18 protein-coding genes are annotated in these 20,585 nt (G+C 71.0%); 6 read left to right on the top strand and 12 right to left on the bottom strand.

What is annotated here, in order from left to right; translation table 11 throughout:
- Nucleotides 1-2: 2 nt before the first annotated feature.
- From OG730_RS28535 to OG730_RS28520, 4 genes are read right to left on the bottom strand one after another with little or no spacing between them, the layout of a single operon-like run.
- The gene (locus OG730_RS28535; protein ID WP_327306915.1) at nt 3-662 is read right to left on the bottom strand and encodes an O-methyltransferase; all 660 of its coding nucleotides are present in this window, start codon (nt 660-662) and stop codon (nt 3-5) included.
- A 19-nt stretch (nt 663-681) separates the two neighbouring features.
- Nucleotides 682-1,512, bottom strand: a complete 831-nt coding sequence (locus OG730_RS28530; RefSeq protein ID WP_327306914.1) for an HAD family hydrolase — start codon at nt 1,510-1,512, stop codon at nt 682-684.
- Nucleotides 1,509-4,130, bottom strand: coding sequence for a phosphoribosyltransferase (locus tag OG730_RS28525; RefSeq protein WP_442815039.1), 2,622 nt, complete (start codon nt 4,128-4,130; stop codon nt 1,509-1,511). The genes OG730_RS28530 and OG730_RS28525 overlap by 4 nt, the downstream gene beginning before the upstream one ends.
- Before the next feature lie 8 nt (nt 4,131-4,138).
- Nucleotides 4,139-5,305, bottom strand: coding sequence for an HpcH/HpaI aldolase/citrate lyase family protein (locus OG730_RS28520; protein WP_327306912.1), 1,167 nt, complete (start codon nt 5,303-5,305; stop codon nt 4,139-4,141).
- 193 nt (nt 5,306-5,498) lie between these two features.
- On the opposite strand from OG730_RS28520, the gene OG730_RS28515 reads away from it, so the two are divergent.
- Nucleotides 5,499-6,278 carry a TerD family protein gene (locus OG730_RS28515; RefSeq protein ID WP_327309455.1) on the top strand — a complete coding sequence of 260 codons (780 nt, stop codon included), beginning with the start codon at nt 5,499-5,501 and terminating at the stop codon, nt 6,276-6,278.
- A 36-nt stretch (nt 6,279-6,314) separates the two neighbouring features.
- Here OG730_RS28515 and OG730_RS28510 read toward each other — a convergent pair whose 3' ends face one another.
- From OG730_RS28510 to OG730_RS28485, 6 genes are all read right to left on the bottom strand, one after another.
- Entirely contained in the window at nt 6,315-7,055 is a 741-nt protein-coding gene (locus OG730_RS28510; protein WP_267039314.1) for a TerD family protein, read from the bottom strand.
- Nucleotides 7,056-7,200: 145 nt separating this feature from the next.
- A complete protein-coding gene (locus OG730_RS28505) occupies nt 7,201-8,316 on the bottom strand; it encodes a DUF475 domain-containing protein (protein ID WP_327309454.1) in 1,116 nt (371 codons plus the stop codon).
- Between the two features lie 25 nt (nt 8,317-8,341).
- Complete coding sequence (locus OG730_RS28500) at nt 8,342-8,917, bottom strand: TerD family protein (protein ID WP_327306911.1); 576 nt, start codon at nt 8,915-8,917, stop codon at nt 8,342-8,344.
- Nucleotides 8,918-9,113: 196 nt separating this feature from the next.
- A complete protein-coding gene (locus OG730_RS28495; RefSeq protein WP_254385430.1) occupies nt 9,114-9,689 on the bottom strand; it encodes a TerD family protein in 576 nt (191 codons plus the stop codon).
- A gap of 161 nt (nt 9,690-9,850) precedes the next feature.
- Nucleotides 9,851-10,309 (bottom strand): peroxiredoxin, encoded by a 459-nt coding sequence (locus tag OG730_RS28490; protein WP_327306910.1) that lies wholly within the window; start codon nt 10,307-10,309, stop codon nt 9,851-9,853.
- Nucleotides 10,310-10,492: 183 nt separating this feature from the next.
- Nucleotides 10,493-10,918, bottom strand: a complete 426-nt coding sequence (locus OG730_RS28485; protein WP_327306909.1) for a DUF3052 domain-containing protein — start codon at nt 10,916-10,918, stop codon at nt 10,493-10,495.
- A gap of 436 nt (nt 10,919-11,354) precedes the next feature.
- Here OG730_RS28485 and aceE point away from each other — a divergent pair, with 436 nt between their 5' ends.
- The gene (gene aceE / locus OG730_RS28480) at nt 11,355-14,087 is read left to right on the top strand and encodes a pyruvate dehydrogenase (acetyl-transferring), homodimeric type (protein ID WP_327306908.1); all 2,733 of its coding nucleotides are present in this window, start codon (nt 11,355-11,357) and stop codon (nt 14,085-14,087) included.
- Nucleotides 14,088-14,158: 71 nt separating this feature from the next.
- Nucleotides 14,159-15,028 carry a potassium channel family protein gene (locus OG730_RS28475; RefSeq protein WP_327306907.1) on the top strand — a complete coding sequence of 290 codons (870 nt, stop codon included), beginning with the start codon at nt 14,159-14,161 and terminating at the stop codon, nt 15,026-15,028.
- On the opposite strand, the gene OG730_RS28470 is transcribed toward OG730_RS28475, so the two are convergent.
- Nucleotides 15,009-15,530: a peptidase inhibitor family I36 protein gene (locus OG730_RS28470; protein WP_327306906.1), complete on the bottom strand. Its 522-nt coding sequence runs from the start codon at nt 15,528-15,530 to the stop codon at nt 15,009-15,011. The two genes, OG730_RS28475 and OG730_RS28470, sit on opposite strands and share 20 nt — an antisense overlap.
- A gap of 262 nt (nt 15,531-15,792) precedes the next feature.
- Nucleotides 15,793-17,409, bottom strand: a complete 1,617-nt coding sequence (locus OG730_RS28465; RefSeq protein WP_327306905.1) for an MFS transporter — start codon at nt 17,407-17,409, stop codon at nt 15,793-15,795.
- A gap of 90 nt (nt 17,410-17,499) precedes the next feature.
- Here OG730_RS28465 and OG730_RS28460 point away from each other — a divergent pair, with 90 nt between their 5' ends.
- The 3 genes from OG730_RS28460 (at nt 17,500) to OG730_RS28450 (ending at nt 20,494) form a co-directional block, all read left to right on the top strand.
- Entirely contained in the window at nt 17,500-18,159 is a 660-nt protein-coding gene (locus tag OG730_RS28460) for a TetR/AcrR family transcriptional regulator (RefSeq protein WP_327309453.1), read from the top strand.
- Between the two features lie 264 nt (nt 18,160-18,423).
- Nucleotides 18,424-19,575 carry an alpha/beta hydrolase gene (locus OG730_RS28455; protein WP_442815216.1) on the top strand — a complete coding sequence of 384 codons (1,152 nt, stop codon included), beginning with the start codon at nt 18,424-18,426 and terminating at the stop codon, nt 19,573-19,575.
- A gap of 73 nt (nt 19,576-19,648) precedes the next feature.
- Entirely contained in the window at nt 19,649-20,494 is an 846-nt protein-coding gene (locus OG730_RS28450; protein WP_327306904.1) for a DUF4429 domain-containing protein, read from the top strand.
- Nucleotides 20,495-20,585 lie beyond the last annotated feature (91 nt).

The raw sequence follows: 20,585 nt of genomic DNA, 5'->3' as shown, positions 1-20,585 counted from the left end.
GGTCAGCGCTTGCGGGACAGGGTGATGCCGTCGGAGATCGCCAGCAGCACCGATTCCATGCGGGGGTCCGCGACGACGTGCTCGTTGTAGGCCTGGACCCCCGCCGCTCCGCCGGTCGCCTCCGGGTCCAGCACCGAGCCGTGGAACAGCGTGTTGTCCGTGACGAGCAGCGCGCCCGGGCGCAGCCGGGGCACGAGCTCCTCCCAGTAGGCGATCTGGCTCTGCTTGTCCGCGTCCATGTACGCCAGGTCGATGTGCGGCTCCGCCGGCATCGCGCGCAGCGTCTCGATCGCGGGTGCGATCCGCAGGTCGATGCGGTCCGCGACCCCGGCCTTCGCCCAGGCCTCGCGCGCGTACGCGGTCCACTCCTCCGAGACGTCGCACGCGATGAGGCGTCCGTCCGCGGGCATGGCCTGCGCCATCGACAGGGAGGAGAAGCCGGTGAAGGTGCCGATCTCCACGATGTGCCGGGCGCCGGTCAGCCGGACCAGGAAGGCCAGCAGCGGCCCCTGCTCCTGCGCCGACTGCATTCCGGCCGAGTCCGGGAACACCTCGTACGTGGTCGCCACCAGCCCCCGCTGGACCTCGTCCAGCGGGGGGTTGTGCGCGAGCACGTACTGGTAGAGCTCGTCTGTGATCTTCGTGCTGTTGCCCTTGGTCATGGGGCCAGTGTGCCCAAGGTCAGGCGGCGGGCGGGGCGAGTCGCGCGACTTCGCGGGTGAACGCGCGCACGATCTCCTCGCCGGCCAGGACGCCCGCCTGGGTCAGCGCGGTCACGTGCGGCGCCGTCCAGCCGGCGTCGGCCAGCTCTCCGTGGCCCGGCCGCCAGGCCGTGTCCGCCGCGAGCAGCAGGTCCGCGTCCAGCAGCGAGTCGCCGGCGGCCAGGGTGCTCGTGGCCCCCGTGCGCCGGGCCACCTCGTGCATGGCCGCGCTCTTGGTCAGCGGCCGCGGGACGGCGTAGATCTTCCGGCCCTGGAGTGAGACCGTCCAGCCGCGCGCCTCGGACCATTCCGTCAGCGCCTTGATCCACTCGGCGGGGACCAGCGCGCGTTCCACGACCAGGTACGCGAACAGGTCCTCCGCCACCCGCGCCTTGCGCAGCCACGCCGGGTCGGTGACCGACATCAGGTGCGCGTGCATCTCCTCCAGCGGAACGGACTCCGCAGCCAGCCGAGCCGCGACCTGGCGGCGCCAGTCCCGGTCCGGGACCCCGTCCACCAGCAGCTGGCCGCCGTTGGCGCAGATCGCGTACTTCGCCGGCCGTCCGGGGAAGCGGATGCGCTGGTACTGCTTGCGGGTCCGGGTGGTGGTCGGCACGAACACCGCGCCCGGGTCGGCGGACAGCTCCGCCAGCAGCCCCGCCGCCGTCTCCGTCATGTACGACAGCGGCTTGCTCTCGTGCACCTCCACGCACAGCAGCCGCGGGGCCACCGGGTCGGGCATGGTCAGGCCGAGAGCGGCCGCCGAGTAGATGAGCGTACGGTCGAGGTCACTGGCTACGAGAACGGTCACTTGGTGGCCACAGCCTTTCCGTCGGCGCCCGTGGCGCCGCGCGTGAATCGGGGATGAATGAGTCCTACGCAGCTGTACGGCAGGCCGTCGACCTCTTCCACCGGCACCCCCCGCTGCTCCGCGAGGAGGCGTACGTGGTCCAGGTCGGCTCCGGCGCCGCGCTGCGCGAGGATCTTCCACGGCACCCGGCGCAGCAGCACCCGCGTCGTCTCGCCGACGCCGGGCTTCACCAGGTTCACGTCGTGGATCCCGTACTCCTCGCTGATCCGCTCGACGGCCTGCCAGCCGACCCAGGTCGGCGTGCGGTCGGCGGCGAGGAGCTCCTTGACCTCGGCGTCCACGGCCTCGGCCACCTCCTCGAAGTGCGCGGAGACGGTGTCGACGAACGCGACGGAGACATCGGCCCCGGCGAGCTCGCGGTAGAACTTCGCGCCGTGGAAATCGGCGGGCCCGACCAGGTCGGACCTGAGAACCGTACGCGAGACCAGCCCGGAAACGGTGGAATTGAGACAGGCGGAGGGGATCAGGAAGTCCTCGCGGGTGCCGTACGTCTCCACGCACGAGCCGGGGTCGGCGAGGACCACGATCTCCGGGTTGAAGCCCTCGAACTCGCCCAGGGCCTCGCGCAGTTCGCGGGTGATGGCGCCCTTGCCGGTCCAGCCGTCGACGAAGACGATGTCGGCCGGGTCGTGGTGGGCGGCCAGCCAGCGCAGCGCGTTGGCGTCGATGCCGCGGCCGCGCACGATGGAGACGGCGTAGTGCGGCAGGTCCAGGCCGTGCCGGGCCTGCGCCCAGCGCCGCATCAGCACGCCCACGGGGGTGCCGGCGCGGGCCAGGGAGACCAGGACCGGGGAGGGCGAGCGCTCGGCGAGGACCGTCTCGGTGACGGTGCCGACGGCGCGGGCCATCCGGGCGGCGGAGGCGGTCAGCGCGCTCTGGTAGAGCTGCTGGTACTCCGGGGACGGCTGGAACTCCACCGGCAGGGACTCCGCGTAGTGCGCGCCGCCCGCCTGGATGGCCTCCTCGCGCTCCTCGGTCGGGGCCTCGAGCTCGACGTCGGAGAGGTCCTGGAGGAGCCAGCCCACGTCCTCGGCGGCGTAGGAGGAGAAGGCGGGCCCGCGCAGCGGTTCGCCCAGAGGTCCGCCCGGCGCTTCGCGCGGGGGCTCGGTCATGATCGGCTCCTGCCGGTCGGGTACGTACGAAGGTATGACCGCCAGCACGACCCGGCCGGTGTGCGGCGCGAGGGCGGCGAGCAGGCCGGTACGGAGTTCCGCGGTGTCCCCGGCCGAGTCCACGACGACGACCACGGCGTCGAAGCCGGCGCCCGCCGTGCCGGCGGCGACGTTGTAGGCGTACCGGTCTCCGGGGCCGTCGGCGGGGTCGTCGTGGGCGGGGAAGACGAGCCGGGTGCGGATCGCGTAGCCGGGGTCGTCCACGGCGAGCACCGGAGAGCGGGTGGTGGTGGAGAAGCGCACCTCGACCGGCGCCGCCGCGTCGCCGGACGCCTCCAGGGCCTGCGCGAGGCGCAGCGGGGCGTACATCAGCTCCTCGTTGCCGAGTACGAGGACCCGCGTGGGGCCGTCGCCGAGCGCGGCCTTGAGCCGGGTAGCCATGGCGGGCAGCGCCGCCTCCAGGGCCGCACGGTGCGCCGGGGTGAAGCCGTGGCGGCCGCCGTCGGGTATTCGGGCCGGCCAGTCCAGTTCCACGCGGGTGATCGGGTGCGGGTCGTCTGCCGGGGCGCCGCCCCGGACCCCGCTGCTCACACGCCGCAGGGGCTGATCTTGCCCTCCCCCGGCTTGCGGATCAGCGAGCGTCGCGGCCTGCTCCTCGCCCGAAGCGCCCGCAGCCGCCGAGGCGGCCAAGGCAGCCGAGGCAGCCAAGGCCTCGTACTGCTCGACCAGCGCCTGGCCCTTCTCCAGCACCCCCTCCGGGAGGGAGACCGTGCCCGAGGCCAGGGATATGAGGTCCACTCGGGCGCCCAGCCGCTCCGCGAACGCGACGAGGCGGTCGCGGTCGGCCGGGGAGCGCATGTCGACCAGGGCGACGACCACGTAGTGACCGCGCGGGTGGCGGGCGTGGAGGTCGGCGATGGTGTTCAGGACGGTGTTGCCGGTGGAGAACTCGTCGTCGACGAGGACCAGCGGGCCGGGGCCCGCCAGCAGCTTCGGGTCCTCGGGCAGCAGCAGGTGCGAGGTGGCGTGCGAATGCGCCTCCTCGAAGCCTCCGGCGGCCTCCACGCCGGGCACGGGGCGTCGGGTGGAGTGCAGGTACGGGGCGCTGCCCAGGCCGTCGGCCACGCAGTGCCCGAGCCCGGTCGCGGTCTCCGCGTAGCCCAGGACCACGGCCGAGGCCGCCTCCTCGCCCAGCAGCTCCCGGACCCGCTCGCCGAGCCCGTACCCGGCCGCGTACACGGCCGCCGGGGACTGCGGGACGTGCTTGCCCAGCACCCGCGAGACCAGCAGGTGCGCCCGCTTGGGGTTGCGCCGCAGCGCCAGCCCGAGCAGTTCGTCCAGCCGCGGGCCGTCACCCGTCCCGTCCGCCAGGCTCACGCCCAGCCGGTCCGCGACCCACGTTCCCGACCACACCGCTTCGATCTTCTTGCCCTTCTTCGCAGTCAACGGCCCGCTCACACCTGGAGCCCGGCCGTGAGGAGATCGACGAAGCCGACCTCCTCCTTCGCCACACCGAAGACCTCGGCGCGCAGCATGGTCCGCTCGGCCCAGGCCCGGTGGGGCTTCACTTCGTTCATCTTGTTCGTGTAGGCGGAACGCATCACTCCGCCGCCTCCGCTCTCGGGGCGCAGGATGTCTTGAGCATCGCTGAACTCCTCGTGCGACACCACCGAGAGCGCGTGGACCGGCGTGACGTGGGCGGGGTGGATGCAGGTCTTGCCCAGCAGCCCGTTGGCCCGGTCGAGCTCGATCTCGCGCAGCAGCCCGTCCAGGTCGTGCTCGATCAGCGCGGTGCGCAGCTCCTCGACGCCCTCCTCCAGGAAGGGGCTGCGGCGCAGCTGCGGCTTGAAGAGGCGCTGCTGGCTGCGGAAGTACTCCCACACGGGGCCGGTGACGGTGAAGCCGGTGCCGTCGGCGCGGCTGAGCACGTTGACCACGTCGGCGATCACCCCGGCGACGATCTGGACGTCGTAGGCCGTCATGTCGGGGGTGCGGCGCAGCCCGTACGCGGAGCAGAAGTCGGTCACGCCGAGGCGCAGCGCCAGGACCCGCTCGCGGTACTTGTTGACCGTGCGGGAGATCCCGGCGAGGGCCTCGACCCGGGTCTCCAGGTGGAGCAGCTCGGGGGTCTCCAGGACGGGCATCGCGTACAGGCGGGGCAGTCCGCTCGCGGCTTCCGCCTGCGCGACGGCGTCGAGGAAGGCGACCCCCCGGCTCTCGCTGAACTTGGGAAGGACGAATCCGGCCAGTCGCGCCGCCGAGCCGCCGAGCCGGTGCACGAGGTCGGGAATCTGCTCGGGCTCCCGGACGCGGATGAAGAGCAGCGGGAGCTCCGCCGGGTCCTCGTGGAGGGCGGCGAACTGTCGGACGAGGTTCTCCTCGCCCCCGACGACGTCCGCGTCGCTGATGGAATCCTCCAGGCAGAGGACCATGGAGACGACCCCGAGGCCGGACTGCTTGCGGATGTCACGGGCGAGCTGGGGCCGGGTGGCCGGGCTGTAGAGCGTGGCTCCCAGCGCGGCCGCGAGCGTGGCGGCGGGGGAGGCGGCGCTGAACTCTGCCGGCTCCTGGTGGAAGAGGTCCTTGCGGACGGTGGGCGAAATATGCCCGAAGTGACGCATGTGCTTCCCCCGTACAGGCTCGGCGGCCGATCTGGCGTGGCCGGTAATAGTACGTACGAACGTGAGTCAAAAATTCCTCAAGCACATGAAATCCAGGTAACCCTCTTGCACCATGCCCAGGTCTCGCGATCCGGACAAGGTCTACGGGGGGCCGCATTGTCCCGCTCCCGCCCGGGAGGGCAGGATGACCGCCATGACGCACGCGATGCAGAAGGGCTCCAACATCCCCGTGGCCGCCTTGGCGGTCCGCGCGGTGCTGCGCTGGACCGGGGGGCCCGACGTGCCCGACGTGGACGCCTCCGCGCTGCTCGTCGGGGCGGACGGGCGCGTGCGCTCGGACGAGGACTTCGTCTTCTACAACCAGCCCCGGCACCCCTCGGGGGCCGTCTGGCGGCTCGGGAAGAAGCAGCTGGGCGACGGGATCACCGATGCCGTACAGGCGGACCTGCGGGCCGTCACACCGGCCGTGGACCGGATCCTGGTCGTCGCCTCCGCCGAGGACGTCCCCTTCGAGCGGGTCCACGACCTGCGGATCCTGCTCTACGACGCCACCGCGACCGGCGGCGCCGAACCGCTGGCCTACTTCGACGTGCGGCCGGAGACGGGCGCCGAGACGGCCCTGATCTGCGGCGAGCTGTACCGGCGGGCCGACGCGTGGAAGTTCCGCGCGCTGGGCGAGGGGTACTCCAACGGGCTCGTCGGCCTGGCCACCGACCACGGGATCTCCGTGGACGAGAACGCCGCCGAGGCCCAGGAACAGGCACAGGGACAGGCGCAGGCCCAGGCCCAGAGTCAGCCCCAGCCCCCGGCGCAGGCCGCCACGACGGCCCTGGCGCCCCCCACCCAGGCTCCGCCGGTCTCCCAGCCGGCCTACGGCTACCCGCAGCCGGTGGCCCAGGCCCCGGTGCCGGCTCCGGGCGGGGACCCGTCCTTCCGGCTGCCCGCGCAGGGCCCGCAGTTCATCCGCCGGTGACCGGCGCGGCCGGGCGGGGCCGCCCCGGCGGCCCCGTCAGGTCTTGGTTTTGTAGCCCCGGCCCCACTGGAGCCCCCACCCGTACAGCCGGTCGAGCTCGGCCTGGAACCCGTACACGAAGGTGACCTCGCGCCGCACGATCAGCTCCCCCTTGACGTTCTCCAGGGAGACGACGGCGCAGGAGCGGGCGTGCGGGTGGCGCTCCTCCAGCGGGATCTCGATGCGCGGCCCGGTGATCGGGTAGAGGGTGACCAGGGCGTGCGTCCGGTCGAAGGCCGGGGTCTGGTCGTAGATGTACACGAAGACCAGCAGCCGCTTGATCTCCTCGGCGTGGTCGAGATTGACGAAGATCGTCTCGCCGGAGGGCGCCCCGAACCGGTCGTCCCCGCTGAGCTTCACGTACGGCGGGCTGTTGATGTCCCCGTGCAGGTTCCCGAGCGGCTGGACGACGCCCCGGGTGCCGTCGGTCAGTTCGTAGAGGCAGCCGATGTCGAGGTCTACATTGACCATGCCCTGGGTGTGCGCCTGCACCATGTCCGGCTTGAACAGCTTGAACGGATGCCGGAAGAGCTGCCCGCTCTGGCCGGTGCTGCGGCCGCCTATGTCCGAGGTGCGCATCCGCCAGGAGAGGTTCACGCGCAGATTGCCGTGCACCGCCCCCTGTTTGGTGAGCGATACCGTCGGATGGCGTTTGGTCAGCTCGATCGCGTTCGACGAGGCACTGCCCGACTGGAACTGCGTGCCGCGGCTGCCCCTGATGCCGTCGAAGAATCCCATCCCCACAACCCCCCTGCTCCCTTGGCCCGCTTGGCCCCCCGCAGGCATGCCGGCATCCGGTGCCGGCATGCGGACGGGGCGGCCCGGTGGGTCCGTGGACCCGCCGGACCGCCCCGCACTTGAGCGTTCCGCATTACCGCCGTGATCATGCCTCGGCGGTGGAACCCTCCAGCTCCAGGCGCTTGTTGCGGCGCACCGAGGACCAGAAGGACCATCCGATCAGCACGACGCCGACGAGACCGGTGATGACCTCGTTGATCTCGTACTGGATGGTGACGAGCAGGATCACGGCGAGCGCGCCGATGGCGTAGTGCGCGCCGTGCTCCAGGTAGACGTAGTCGTCGAGGGTGCCCTGGCGGACCAGGTAGACCGTCAGCGACCGGACGTACATGGCACCGATGCCGAGGCCGAGCGCCATGATCACGATGTCGCTGGTGATGGCGAAGGCGCCGATGACCCCGTCGAAGGAGAAGGAGGCGTCGAGGACTTCGAGGTAGAGGAACATGAAGAACGCGGCCTTGCCGGCCATGGCGACGACCGAGACGGGTTTGCCGCTCTTCTTCGCCTCTTCCTCCAGCTCGTGTTCGTGCTCCTCCTCTTCCTCCAGCTTGTTCTCGAAGTAGCCGGAGAGGCCGCCGACGATCATGTAGGTGATCAGGCCGAGGATGCCGGAGATCAAGACGGTCTGCGCCTTGTCCACGTGCACGCCGCCGTGCTGGTGGGCGTTGACGGCGAAGGTCATCGCGGTGATGACCAGGACGATCAGCGCGATGCACGCCGACAGCATGTCGATCTTGCCGAGCTTGGCGAGCGGACGCTCCAGCCAGGCGAGCCACTTGATGTCCCGGTCCTCGAAAATGAAGTCGAGGAAGATCATCAGCAGGAACATTCCGCCGAAGGCGGCAATGGACGGGTGGGCGTCCGTGACGAGCTGCTTGTACCTGTCCTGGTCGCGCACCGCGAGTTCGACGGCGTCGATCGGCCCGATCTTGGCACTGATCGCCACGATCACGATCGGGAAGACCAGGCGCATGCCGAACACGGCGATGAGAACACCGACGGTGAGGAAGATCTTCTGCCAGAAGGCATTCATCTTCTTCAGGATTCCGGCGTTGACCACCGCGTTGTCGAAGGACAGCGAGATCTCAAGGATGGTCAGGATCGCAACGACCCCGAAGGCCTCCCACCCCCCGTAGAGCACCGCTGCGACCAGTCCGAGCGCAGTGACTGCGAACGACCAGCCGAAGGTTTTCAGAACCACTGGCATCCCATCGTGTTGTACGGCTTTACGAAACGTTGACCCCGAAGTCTAGAGCGATGCCGCGGAGCCCCGACGCGTACCCCTGCCCCACCGCACGGAACTTCCATTCGCCCCCGTACCGGTAGACCTCGCCGAAGATCATCGCGGTCTCGCTGGAAGCGTCCTCGGAGAGGTCGTAGCGGGCGAGTTCCTGGCCGTCCGCCTCGTTCACCACGCGGATGAAGGCATTGCTGACCTGGCCGAAGCTCTGCCGGCGGGCCTCGGCCTCGTGGATCGAGACCGGGAAGACGATCTTGTCCACGCCGGCCGGGACCTTGCTCAGGTCGATGATGATCGACTCGTCGTCGCCTTCACCCTCGCCGGTGAGATTGTCCCCCGTGTGTTCGACGGAGCCCTCGGGGCTCTTCAGGTTGTTGTAGAAGACGAAGTACTCGTCCCCGAGCACCCGGCCGTTGCTGCACAGGAGTGCGCTGGCATCGAGGTCGAAGTCCGCGCCCGTGGTCGAGCGCGCGTCCCATCCGAGGCCCACCAGAACCCGGGTGAGGTTCGGTGCGGCTTTGGAGAGGGAGACATTGCCCCCCTTGGCGAGTGTGACGCCCATGTTGTGGTCCTCCCCGGACGACGGTGGCGGTGTGGCGAAGTGACGGTACGGCGGTAAGGCGGTGTGACCGTACGGTCGGTGAGGCGGTAAGGCGGCGTGACGGTACGGCGGTAGGGCCGTAAAGCCGGTCCGGCGCCGTACACACGAGTGCACGGCGCCGGACGGACGATGGAACGACTGCTCGCGTCGAGCAGGCTCAGACGTTGACGCCGAAGTCCTGCGCGATGCCGCGCAGGCCCGAGGCGTAGCCCTGGCCGATGGCGCGGAACTTCCACTCCGCGCCGTTGCGGTAGAGCTCGCCGAAGACCATGGCGGTCTCCGTCGAGGCGTCCTCCGACAGGTCGTAGCGGGCGAGCTCGGCGTTGTCGGCCTGGTTCACGACGCGGATGTACGCGTTGCGGACCTGGCCGAAGCTCTGCTGGCGGCTCTCGGCCTCGTAGATCGAGACCGGGAAGACGATCTTGGCCACGTCGGCGGGCACGCCGGCGAGGTTGACCTTGATCGCCTCGTCGTCGCCCTCGCCCTCACCGGTGGTGTTGTCACCGGTGTGCTCGACCGAGCCGTCGGGGCTCTTCAGGTTGTTGAAGAAGACGAAGTTCGCGTCGCTGGCGACCTTGCCCTGGTCGTTGGTCAGGATCGCGCTGGCGTCCAGGTCGAAGTCGACACCGGTGGTGGTGCGAGCGTCCCAGCCCAGACCGACGATGACCGCGGTCAGGTTCGGCGCGGCCTTGGACAGCGAGACGTTGCCGCCCTTGCTGAGGCTGACTCCCACGGGTCCTCCATAAGGTTTTGTGTGGGGCGGGGCCCCGTCGTGCGATTGCTATCGGATCAACGTTTCGATCCTAGTGACGGGTTCCCGCCTGTACGGGCTTATTCCAGGCGAACGGGCCCGCGTGCCTGTCGGCACCGCGCCCAAGAGCCTGCGGTACCGACTCAGAGGCTGTCGAGGGCCTTGATGTACTCGTTCAGGTCACGCGCGTCGGGCAGCCCGTTGACGACGGTCCAGCGCACGATGCCGTCCCGGTCGATGACGAAGGTGCCGCGCACCGCGCAGCCCTTCTCCTCGTCGAAGACGCCGTAGGCGCGCGAGGCCTCCCCGTGCGGCCAGAAGTCCGACAGCAGCGGGTACTCCAGCCCCTCCTGCTCGCCGAAGACGCGCAGGGTCGGTACGGAGTCGTTGGAGACGGCGAGGAGCTGCACGTCGTCGTTCTGGAAGCGCGGCAGCTGATCGCGCAGCTCACAGAGCTCGCCGGTGCAGACGCCGGTGAAGGCGAAGGGGTAGAAGAGCAGCACGACGGCCTTCTCCCCCCGGAAGTCGGAGAGCCGCACGGCCCTGCCGTGGTTGTCCTTGAGCTCGAAGTCCGGGGCCTTGCTGCCGACCTCGATCGCCATCTGTCGCATCCCTTCGTCCCGCGTTCGTCCCGCATCCCTGCGTTGGGCTGTTCGGGTGATCTCAGCTTATGGGTCCGCCGCGGATCCGGCCCCGCCCGGCCCGCCGTGAAACGCACGCACCCCGCCCACCGGGAAGCTTCCGGCGGGCGGGGTGCGTGTGTCCGCATGACTGCGGGGCGCGGCTCAGCGCTTGGACTTGGCCGTCTTCGGAGTCGCCAGCTTGGTGGCGGTCCACTCCTTGCCGACGGGGAGACCCTTCGCCAGCGAAAGGCCGGCGGTCTCGGCGGCCTCGCTGATGTCACTGGCCTCGACAAAACCGTCCTTGCCGGTCTTGGGGGTCACCAGCAGGATCAGTGCGCCGTCCTCGACCAGCTCGGTCGCGTCGACCAGGGCGTCCGTCAGGTCGCCGTCGTCCTCCCGGAACCACAGCAGAACCGCGTCTGCGACATCGTCGTAGTCCTCATCGACGAGTTCGGTGACGTGACCCTCTACGGCATCACGGAATTCCTGATCGACGTCGTCGTCGAAGCCGATTTCCTGGACCACCTGTTCGGACTGGAAACCCAGCCTGGCGGCCAGGTTCTCCGCGTGGTCCGCGGTCGCGCTCACGGGGTGCCTCCTGCTCATGTTCGGTGAATGTTCTTCGGCGGCGCGCGTACGCGCAGCATGGGCGTAGTCCACACGGGCGCGGCGGATCGCGCAAGTACCCGGCCGCCGAGACCGTCGAAACGGTGACGATTGCGGCCGTCTCGCCGCAACTTTCAGCCCTTCCGCATGTACCCCTGGTGATTCATCCCACACCATTCCACCTCATTCGGCACGACCCGGGGACTTTCGCACCTGTTTGAGGGACGAACGGCCTTGCGAAGAGGGTGATCGACATGGGCGTAAGGTTGCGGTTTGGGCGTTGTCGTCAGCGCGGCAGGCACAATCCCCCCAGACTCCAGGGATTACCCAGCGGTAAAGATGACGATTTCTTCCGAGCGTAAGACCATGGGAGGCGGCGAGACTCAAGGCACGACTCCCCCGACAGCGAAGGAACAGCGTGGCTTCCGCATCCGATCGCAATCCGATCATCATTGGTGGCCTGCCGAGTCAGGTACCGGACTTCGATCCGGAAGAGACGCAGGAATGGCTCGACTCCCTGGACGCCGCGGTCGACGAGCGGGGCCGTGAGCGCGCCCGCTACCTGATGCTGCGGCTGATGGAGCGGGCCCGCGAGAAGCGCGTGGCCGTGCCCGAGATGCGCTCCACGGATTACGTCAACACGATCGCCACCAAGGACGAGCCCTTCTTCCCCGGCAACGAGGAGATCGAGCGCAAGGTCCTCAACGCCACCCGGTGGAACGCGGCCGTCATGGTCTCGCGCGCCCAGCGCCCGGGCATCGGCGTCGGCGGTCACATCGCCACCTTCGCCTCCTCCGCCTCCCTCTACGACGTGGGCTTCAACCACTTCTTCCGGGGCAAGGACGAGGGCGACGGCGGCGACCAGATCTTCTTCCAGGGCCATGCCTCGCCCGGCATCTACGCCCGCGCCTACCTCCTGGACCGGCTCTCCGAGCAGCAGCTCGACGCGTTCCGCCAGGAGAAGTCGAAGGCCCCGTACGGCCTCTCCAGCTACCCGCACCCACGGCTCATGCCGGACTTCTGGGAGTTCCCGACCGTCTCGATGGGCCTCGGTCCGCTCGGTGCGATCTACCAGGCCCGGATGAACCGGTACATGGAGGCCCGCGGGATCGCGGACACTTCCAAGTCACACGTTTGGGCGTACCTGGGCGACGGCGAGATGGACGAGCCCGAGTCGCTCGGCCAGCTCTCGATCGCGGCCCGCGAGCACCTCGACAACCTGACCTTCGTCGTCAACTGCAACCTGCAGCGCCTCGACGGCCCGGTCCGCGGCAACGGCAAGATCATGCAGGAGCTGGAGTCGCAGTTCCGCGGCGCCGGCTGGAACGTCATCAAGCTGATCTGGGACCGCTCCTGGGACCCGCTGCTGGCCCAGGACCGCGACGGCATCCTGGTCAACAAGCTGAACACGACCCCGGACGGCCAGTTCCAGACGTACGCCACCGAGACGGGCGCGTACATCCGCGACCACTTCTTCGGCGGCGACCACCGGCTGCGGGCCATGGTCGAGAACATGACCGACCAGCAGATCCAGCACCTGGGCCGCGGCGGCCACGACCACAAGAAGGTCTACGCGGCCTACGCGGCGGCCAAGGCCCACAAGGGCCAGCCGACGGTGATCCTGGCGCAGACGGTCAAGGGCTGGACGCTCGGCCCGAACTTCGAGGGCCGCAACGCGACCCACCAGATGAAGAAGCTGACGGCCGACGACCTCAAGCGCTTCCGCGACCGGCTGCACATCCCGATCACGGACGCCCAGCTGGAGGACGGCGCGCCGCCGTACTACCACCCGGGCCGCAACTCCCCCGAGATCCAGTACATGCACGACCGCCGCAGCGCCCTCGGCGGCTACGTGCCGACCCGCGTGGTGCGCGCGAAGCCGCTCCAGCTGCCGGGCGACGCCACCTACGCGGCCGCCAAGAAGGGCTCGGGACAGCAGTCGATCGCCACCACCATGGCCTTCGTCCGCATCCTGAAGGACCTCATGCGGGACAAGGAGATCGGCAAGCGCTTCGTGCTGATCGCCCCCGACGAGTACCGCACCTTCGGCATGGACGCGTTCTTCCCGAGCGCCAAGATCTACAACCCGCTGGGCCAGCAGTACGAGGCGGTCGACCGCGACCTGCTGCTCGCGTACAAGGAGTCGCCGACCGGCCAGATGCTGCACGACGGCATCTCGGAGGCGGGCTGCACGGCCTCGCTGATCGCCGCGGGTTCGGCGTACGCGACGCACGGCGAGCCGCTGATCCCGGTCTACGTCTTCTACTCGATGTTCGGTTTCCAGCGCACGGGTGACCAGTTCTGGCAGATGGCGGACCAGCTGGCCCGCGGTTTCGTCCTCGGCGCGACCGCCGGCCGGACCACCCTGACGGGTGAGGGCCTGCAGCACGCCGACGGCCACTCCCAGCTGCTGGCCTCGACGAACCCGGGCTGTGTGGCGTACGACCCGGCGTACGGGTACGAGATCGCGCACATCGTCAGGGACGGCCTGCGGCGCATGTACGGCCCCGACGCCGAGGACGTCTTCTACTACCTGACGGTCTACAACGAGCCCATCCAGCACCCGGCCGAGCCGGCCGGCGTGGACGTGGACGGGATCCTCAAGGGCATCCACCGGATCTCCGAGGGCACCACGGGAGCGATCGGGGCGCAGATCATGGCCTCGGGCGTGGCGGTGCCGTGGGCGCTGGAGGCGCAGCGGATCCTCGCCGCCGAGTGGAACGTCAAGGCGGACGTCTGGTCGGCGACCTCCTGGAACGAGCTGCGCCGCGACGCGGTCGCCGTGGAGGAGCACAACCTGCTCCACCCGGAGGAGGAGCAGCGCGTCCCGTACGTGACGAGCAAGCTGTCCGGCGCGGAGGGTCCGTTCGTGGCGGTCTCCGACTGGATGCGGGCGGTCCCGGACCAGATCTCGCGCTGGGTCCCGGGCCCGTACACCTCGCTGGGCGCGGACGGCTTCGGCTTCGCGGACACGCGGGGCGCGGCCCGGCGCTTCTTCCACATCGACGCGCAGTCGGTGGTCCTCTCGGTGCTGACCGAGCTGGCCAAGGAGGGCAAGATCGACCGTTCGGCGCTGAAGCAGGCGATCGACCGGTACCAGCTGCTGGACGTCCGGGCGGCCGACCCGGGCGCGGCCGGGGGCGACGCGTAGCCGTCACTCTTCCGTAGGGGCGCCGGGACACCTGTCCCGGCGCCCCTTACGCGTTCTTTACGATGCTCCGCATGAAGCAACCCTCCCCCCAGGCCCGGTGGGAACGCCGGACGCAGATGCCGCTGCTGGTGCTCGCCCTGGGATTCGCCGTGGCCTACGCGGTGCCCATCGTGCTGCCCGACGCGAGCCCGGCGGTGCACGGCGCCTGCAAGCACGCCGAGTGGGTGGTGTGGGCCGCCTTCGCCGCCGACTACCTGGTGCGGCTGGGCCTGGCGCACTCGAAGAGGGCCTTCGTACGGACCCACTGGCTGGACCTGATGGCGGTGGTGCTGCCGATGATCCAGCCGCTGCGGCTGCTGCGGGTGGTCTCCACCCTGATGCTGGTGGGGCGGCGGGCCCGGATGGCCCCGCAGATCCGGCTGACCACCTACGTGGCGGGCTCGGTGGTCGGGCTGCTGATGTTCGGCTCGCTGGCGGTGCTGAGCGTGGAGCGGGACGCCCCCGACGGCAACATCAAGAACCTCGGGGACGCGCTGTGGTGGTCGGTGACCACGATGACGACGGTCGGCTACGGGGACCACTCCCCCACCACCGGCCTCGGACGGCTGCTGGCGGTCGGGCTGATGCTGTCCGGCATCGCGCTGCTGGGTGTGGTGACTGCCAACATCGCGGCCTGGTTCATCTCCCGCTTCGAACGCGACGACCTGGTCGAGCGCGCCCAGACGGCGGCGATCTCCGAACTGACGGCGGAGGTACGGGCGCTGCGCGCGGAGGTCGCGCTGCTCGGCGGGGGCCCGGGGGCGGGCCGGGTCGCGGATGCCCCCTGGGCCGCCCGGGAGCCCGGGCCCGCCCTGGAGCCCGCCCCGGGCGCCGGGGTCGGCGTCCAGGGCGGGCCGGTCCAGGCCGGCGACGGCGCCGCCGTCAGCGCTCCCACACCTTGAACGCCCTGACCTGGTAGGGCGACTGGGGCAGCCACACCCCGTCACCCGGGTAGGTCTGGAACTCGCCGGTCTCGGCGCATTCGGCGGACTGGTAGGTGGTGACCGGGCGGCCGGTCCGGTTCGTGAGGGACTGGGCGGTGGTCCCGGCGGGCAGGGCGGTGCAGCTGTTGATGTCGAGGGTGCTGAGCTCGTGGGTCGTCCGGGCGCCCTTGAACTCCGGCTTCGCCCACAGGCACAACTGCCCGGTGGCGCAGGCCCCGAGCGCCGGCGGCCCGGCGGCCCGCCCCCGCGGCCGACCGGAACCCCGGGTGACGGCCGGACCATCGGCACGGGCTTGGGCTTGGGCCTGGGCCTGGGCCTGCGTCGGGGTGAGGCTCGGGGTGCGGGCCGCCGCGTGGGCGGATTCCGCCGTGCCGGGGATCAGCAGGGTGGCGGCGAGTGCGGTGGCCGTGGCGGCGGTGCGCCCGGAGAAACTGGAGAAACTGGTGCTCCACGTACGCATGACGGGTCAACTCCTGGTGGACGTACGGGCCCCGGACCGTTTCCGAAGGCTCCGTCGGCACCACGCTGACCTGCGCGGACGTCCCGGCGGAAGGGGCCGCGAGCGGGTCCACCCGGATAGGCGACAGCCCCGCCGGAACCGTCCGGCGGGGCTCTCGCGGCCCCGGAGTTGACGCCTGCGCGGCCTCCGGGACCTCCGCCACCGCGCGGCCCGCCGCACGGTGCCAGCGGGACACCGTGCACCGGCGGGCCGCCGGGCGGGGCTAGATGTGGGCCGCGCCCGCGCCCGCCGCCGCGTTCTCGCCGCGCTTCGTGAAGCCGGCCACGACCGCGGCGAGGACCGCGACCACGCCCGCGACGGTGAAGGCGGTGCTCATCCCTGCCACGAACGTGTCGTGGGCGACCCCCGTGATGGTCGCCGCGAGCTGCTGCGGTGCCTCCGGCGGGATCGGGGCGATGCCGACCTGGATGCCCTTCTCCGCGAGGTCCGCCTGCTCCGGGGTGAGCGGCGGCAGCCCGGCCCCGGCCCAGTTGTCCTCGAAGACGCCGCCGACCTTGCTCGCCATGACCGCGCCGAGCACGGCCGTGCCCAGGCTGCCGCCGACCTGCATGGCGGCCTGCTGGAGCCCGCCGGCGACGCCCGAGAGCTCCAGCGGGGCGTTGCCGACGATGACCTCGGTGGCGCCGACCATGACGGGCGCCAGCCCGAGGCCCATCAGGGCGAACCAGAGCGACATGGTGGGGGTGGAGGTGCCGGGGGTCAGCTGGGCCATCCCGAAGCAGGCGACGGCGGTGGCGATCATGCCGGCGACGAGCGGCGGCCGCGGGCCGACCTTGGTGATGGCGATGCCCGCCAGCGGCGACCCGATGATCATCATCCCGGTCAGCGGCAGCAGGTGCAGGCCGCTGTCGACGGGGCTCATGCCGTGGACGTTCTGCAGGTAGAAGGTGACGAAGAACAGCCCGCCCATGAAGGCGAAGGCCATCAGGACCATCAGCACCGTGCCCGCGGACAGCGGCAGCGACCGGAACATCCCGAGCGGGATCAGCGGCTCGGCGACGTGGTTCTCCCAGAGGGCGAAGGCCACGAAGCACAGGACGGACCCGCCGAGGAAGGCCAGGGTCTTGGTGTCTCCCCAGCCCCACTCGGAGGCCTTGATCAGTGCCCAGATCAGCGAGAACATCCCCGTCGACAGCAGCAGGATGCCCAGGACGTCGAAGGAGCGCGGGGCGTTCTCCGCCCGGTGGTCGACCAGGATGAACAGGCCGAAGGCGAGCGCGAGGATGCCGACGGGCACGTTGATGAAGAAGACGGACTGCCAGCTCACGTTCTCGACGAGCAGGCCGCCGACGATCGGCCCGGCGGCGGTGGAGGCGCCGATGACCATGCCCCAGATGCCGATGGCCATGTTGAGCTTCTCGGCCGGGAAGGTCGCGCGCAGCAGGCCCAGCGCGGCGGGCATCAGCAGCGCTCCGAAGACGCCCTGCGCGACGCGGAAGCCGATGACCAGCTCGACTCCGCTGGAGAGCCCGATGGCCGCCGAGGAGACGGCGAAGCCGGCGATGCCTATGAGGAAGGTCTGCCGGTGGCCGAAGCGGTCGCCGAGCTTGCCCGCGGTGATGAGGGAGACCGCGAGGGCGAGCAGGTAGCCGTTGGTGATCCACTGGACGTCGGCCAGCGAGGCCCCGAGGTCCTTCTGGATGGCCGGGTTGGCGACGGCGACGATCGTGCCGTCGAGGGTGACCATCATGACGCCGATCGCGACGGCGAACAGGGTGAGCCACGGGTGGCCCCGGAGGCCCGTACGGGCCGGCGAGGGGCCCGGTTCCTTGGTGAGCGAGCGTGCGTCCCCGCCGTCGACGGTGATCTGACTAGTCATGCGGACAGATTAGTGACAGCGACTGACACTTCACAGGGCGGTTCGTCAGACAGCACTGTCAGGTCGGTCACAGGTAGCCTGACGGCCGTGATGACCGATCAGCGGCCCGCGTCCGCACCGCCGGCCGGACTGCGCGAGCGCAAGAAACAGCGCACGCGCGACGCACTGCTGCGCGCGGCCCTCCTCCTCTTCATCGCCCAGGGGTACGAGGAGACGACCGTCGACGAGATCACCGACGCCGTGGACGTCTCCCAGCGCACCTTCTTCCGGTACTTCGCCAACAAGGAAGAGGTCGCCTTCGCCGTCCAGGACCTGGTCGAATCGCACTTCGTCGCGGCGCTGGACTCCCGCCCGCCCGCCGAGGGCCCCTTCGAGGCGATGCGCTCGGCCGTGCTCGCCGCCTGGGACACCGTCGACGAGGCCATTTCGGACCTGGTCCCCATCGACCTGTACATGCGCAGCTATCAGCTGATCGAGTCCACCCCGGCCCTGCTCGCCGTGCACCTGCGCCGCTCCACCGAGCTGGAGGAGCGGATCGCCCGGCTGCTGGCCGAGCGCGAGGGCCTGGACGTGGACGCCGACCCGCGCCCGCGGGTGGCCGTCGCCGCGTTCACGGGCGTGATGCGCGTCACCGGCCGCCTCTGGGGGCAGGGCGAGGACACCAGCGTGGCCGCCATCCGGCGGATGACCGAGGTCTACCTCGACCAGATCGGCCCGGCGCTGACCTCCGACTGGCGCCGGCCCGCCTGACCTGGGCGGTTCGCACCCGGCCGGGCGAAGACCCGTAGGGGTACGGCGAACACCCGTACGGGCCCGGTCGCCCGCGCGCGGTCCCGTACGGGAGCACCCGCAGGCGGGTGTCCCACGATCGGCCGTGACTCCCGTCACCCGGCGCGCAGCCACCCGCGACGGTCTCCTAGGGTGGAGGCAGTGAACCTGCCCGGCCCCGCCCACGCCCTCTCCGCCGACGCCCCCGCGCGCCCGGCCGCCCTGCGCGCGCTGCTCGCGCTGACGGTGGTCTTCCTGATGCTCGCGACCACCGGCTGGACGGCCGTCTACCGGACCGCGGACGACCCGTCCCCGCGCCAGGCCGCGCTCGCGTCCTGGGCGCACGCGCACTTCGAAGGCCGGGCCCTGCCCGCCGCGGACGCCCCGGCGCCCGTGGTGGCACGTTTCTTCAGGAGTTTCGACGGCGCCCAGCGCGCCCGGCTCACCGAGGGCCATCCGCTGGTGGTCGGCAATCTCGACGGCGTGCCGCCCGACGTCCGCTACCGGGCCAACCGAATGGCCCTGAAGCAGGCCGCGCGGGTCGAGGACACCCGTGCCCGCGACATCACGCTGGCCCCCTCCGACCGTGCCGTCGCAGCCCGGCGCTCCCACCGCTTCGAGTCCCTCGCCGAGCCCGGCCGGCAGATCCTCGTCTTCGACCCCACCGGCGGCGCCCTCGTCGCGGAGGTCTTCGGCGACCTCGGCGAGGCCCGCCGGGTCTCGGTGGTCGTCCCCGGGGTCGACACCGACGCGCTCACCTTCGAACGCTCGGTGCGCCGGCTGACCGCACCGGTCGGCATGGCCGAGTCCCTGTACGAGGCCGAGCGCGCGGCCGCCCCCGGCGGCCGGACCGCGGTCATCGCCTGGGCCGGCTACACCGCCCCGACCGGCGTCGGTATGGACGCGGCGACCGGGCGACTGGCCGTGGACGGCGCGGCCAGGCTGCGCTCACTGACCTCCGGGCTGCCGGGACGGGCGAGCGTGGCGCTGTTCTGCCACAGCTACGGCTCGGTGGTGTGCGGGGTGGCGGCGCACGAACTGCCGCCCCGGGTCACGGACATCGTGGTGGCCGGCAGCCCCGGCATGCGCGCCGGGAACGCCGCCGAGCTGGGCACCTCCGCGCGGGTGTGGGCGATGCGCGATGCCGGTGACTGGATCGCCGACGTGCCCCACCTGGAGTTCGGCGGCCTGGGCCACGGCGTGGATCCGGTCTCCGGGGAGTTCGGCGCGCGGGTCCTGTCGGCGGCCGGAGCCAAGAGCCACACCGGCTACTTCGAGCCAGGGACCGAATCCCTGGACAACTTCGCCAATATCGGAACCGGTGCGTTCGGTTCTACCGTGTGCGCCGCCGGGGACGACTCCTGCCGACGCGGAACTTCCGGTTCCGACGGCGCCTGACCGCTCGGCCGACCCGAAATCGGACCGCGCAGCGGGGGGACGCACGGGGGTGCGCCCCTTTACGATGTGCCGCATGGGTGACGTACTGGCCGGAAACCATGCCGTCTGGGAGTTCGACCGCACCACGGACTCGCTCATCATCCGCTTCGCACGGGGGATTCGAACGCCCAGACTCTGGCACGCCCTGGGAGAACGCCGGATTCCCCTGGAGGCGTTGTCCGGGGTGGACCTGACCGTGGGGCGGCGGGACACCCTGGTGCTGCACGCCCGCGTACGGGTGGGAGCGGACCCGCTGATGGAGGCCGCGGCCGGGCAATTGCGGGAGGTCTGCGATCCGTACCGGCTGGTGCTGCCGGGTGGCGGGGGCGAGGCCGGCCGTGCCGCCGCCTTCACCGAGGCCCTGCGCGAACGGCTGGGACCCGCCGAGCCGGCCGAACGGTTCCTCGTCCGCGCCCCGGAGCCGCCGGCCACGCTGAAGGCGTACGACGCCCGGCTCTCCTTCGACGGCGGCGCCGTCACCCTCCGCTGGTCGCGCACCGGGGCCACGAGCGCCAAGTGGAAGGCGGGCGACCAGCGGTATCCGCTGGCCGCCCTGGCCGGGCTGGTCTGGCACTCCCCGGAACGGCCCGGAGGCCACCTGCGGCTGTTGCCCCGCGAGGGCGCCGGTGATCCGCGGCCCGACCACGATCTCGCCTCCGCGGTGTTCGGTGTCGGGTACGGGGGCGTGCACGAGTCGCTGCCGTTCGCGGCGGCCGTGCTGGCGGCTCTGCGGGCGCGGGCCGTTGTCGCCTCCGGCGCGGGGGTGTCCGGGCCGCGGTCCTGGGAGCGGATCCAGCATCTCGCCGAGCTGCACAGTGCGGGGCTCCTCACGGACGCGGAGTACCGGGCCCTGCGGGACCGGTTCACGGCCGGGGCCTGACCCCACGGGACATCGGCCCGGCCCTGCGGGGCTGTCCCCAACCCGCCCTTCGCCCGTTCCCCGGGGCTCCGCCCCAGACCCCGGTCCTCAA

The sequence above is a fragment of the Streptomyces sp. NBC_01298 genome, assembly GCF_035978755.1.
Classification (GTDB): Bacteria; Actinomycetota; Actinomycetes; order Streptomycetales; family Streptomycetaceae; genus Streptomyces.
The sequence above is the reverse complement of the archived record's forward strand: the minus strand, read 5'-3'. Positions and strand labels throughout refer to the sequence as shown.

Bases quoted from the DNA above. Each gene is read 5' to 3' on its own strand.
- OG730_RS28535 (WP_327306915.1), bottom strand. From the start codon at position 662: ATGACCAAGGGCAACAGCACGAAGATCACAGACGAGCTCTACCAGTAC.
- OG730_RS28520 (WP_327306912.1), bottom strand. From the start codon at position 5,305: ATGCGTCACTTCGGGCATATTTCGCCCACCGTCCGCAAGGACCTCTTC.
- OG730_RS28515 (WP_327309455.1), top strand. From the start codon at position 5,499: ATGACGCACGCGATGCAGAAGGGCTCCAACATCCCCGTGGCCGCCTTG.
- OG730_RS28510 (WP_267039314.1), bottom strand. From the start codon at position 7,055: ATGGGATTCTTCGACGGCATCAGGGGCAGCCGCGGCACGCAGTTCCAG.
- OG730_RS28500 (WP_327306911.1), bottom strand. From the start codon at position 8,917: ATGGGCGTCACACTCGCCAAGGGGGGCAATGTCTCCCTCTCCAAAGCC.
- OG730_RS28490 (WP_327306910.1), bottom strand. From the start codon at position 10,309: ATGGCGATCGAGGTCGGCAGCAAGGCCCCGGACTTCGAGCTCAAGGAC.
- OG730_RS28475 (WP_327306907.1), top strand. From the start codon at position 14,159: ATGAAGCAACCCTCCCCCCAGGCCCGGTGGGAACGCCGGACGCAGATG.
- OG730_RS28470 (WP_327306906.1), bottom strand. From the start codon at position 15,530: ATGCGTACGTGGAGCACCAGTTTCTCCAGTTTCTCCGGGCGCACCGCC.
- OG730_RS28465 (WP_327306905.1), bottom strand. From the start codon at position 17,409: ATGACTAGTCAGATCACCGTCGACGGCGGGGACGCACGCTCGCTCACC.
- OG730_RS28460 (WP_327309453.1), top strand. From the start codon at position 17,500: ATGACCGATCAGCGGCCCGCGTCCGCACCGCCGGCCGGACTGCGCGAG.
- OG730_RS28450 (WP_327306904.1), top strand. From the start codon at position 19,649: ATGGGTGACGTACTGGCCGGAAACCATGCCGTCTGGGAGTTCGACCGC.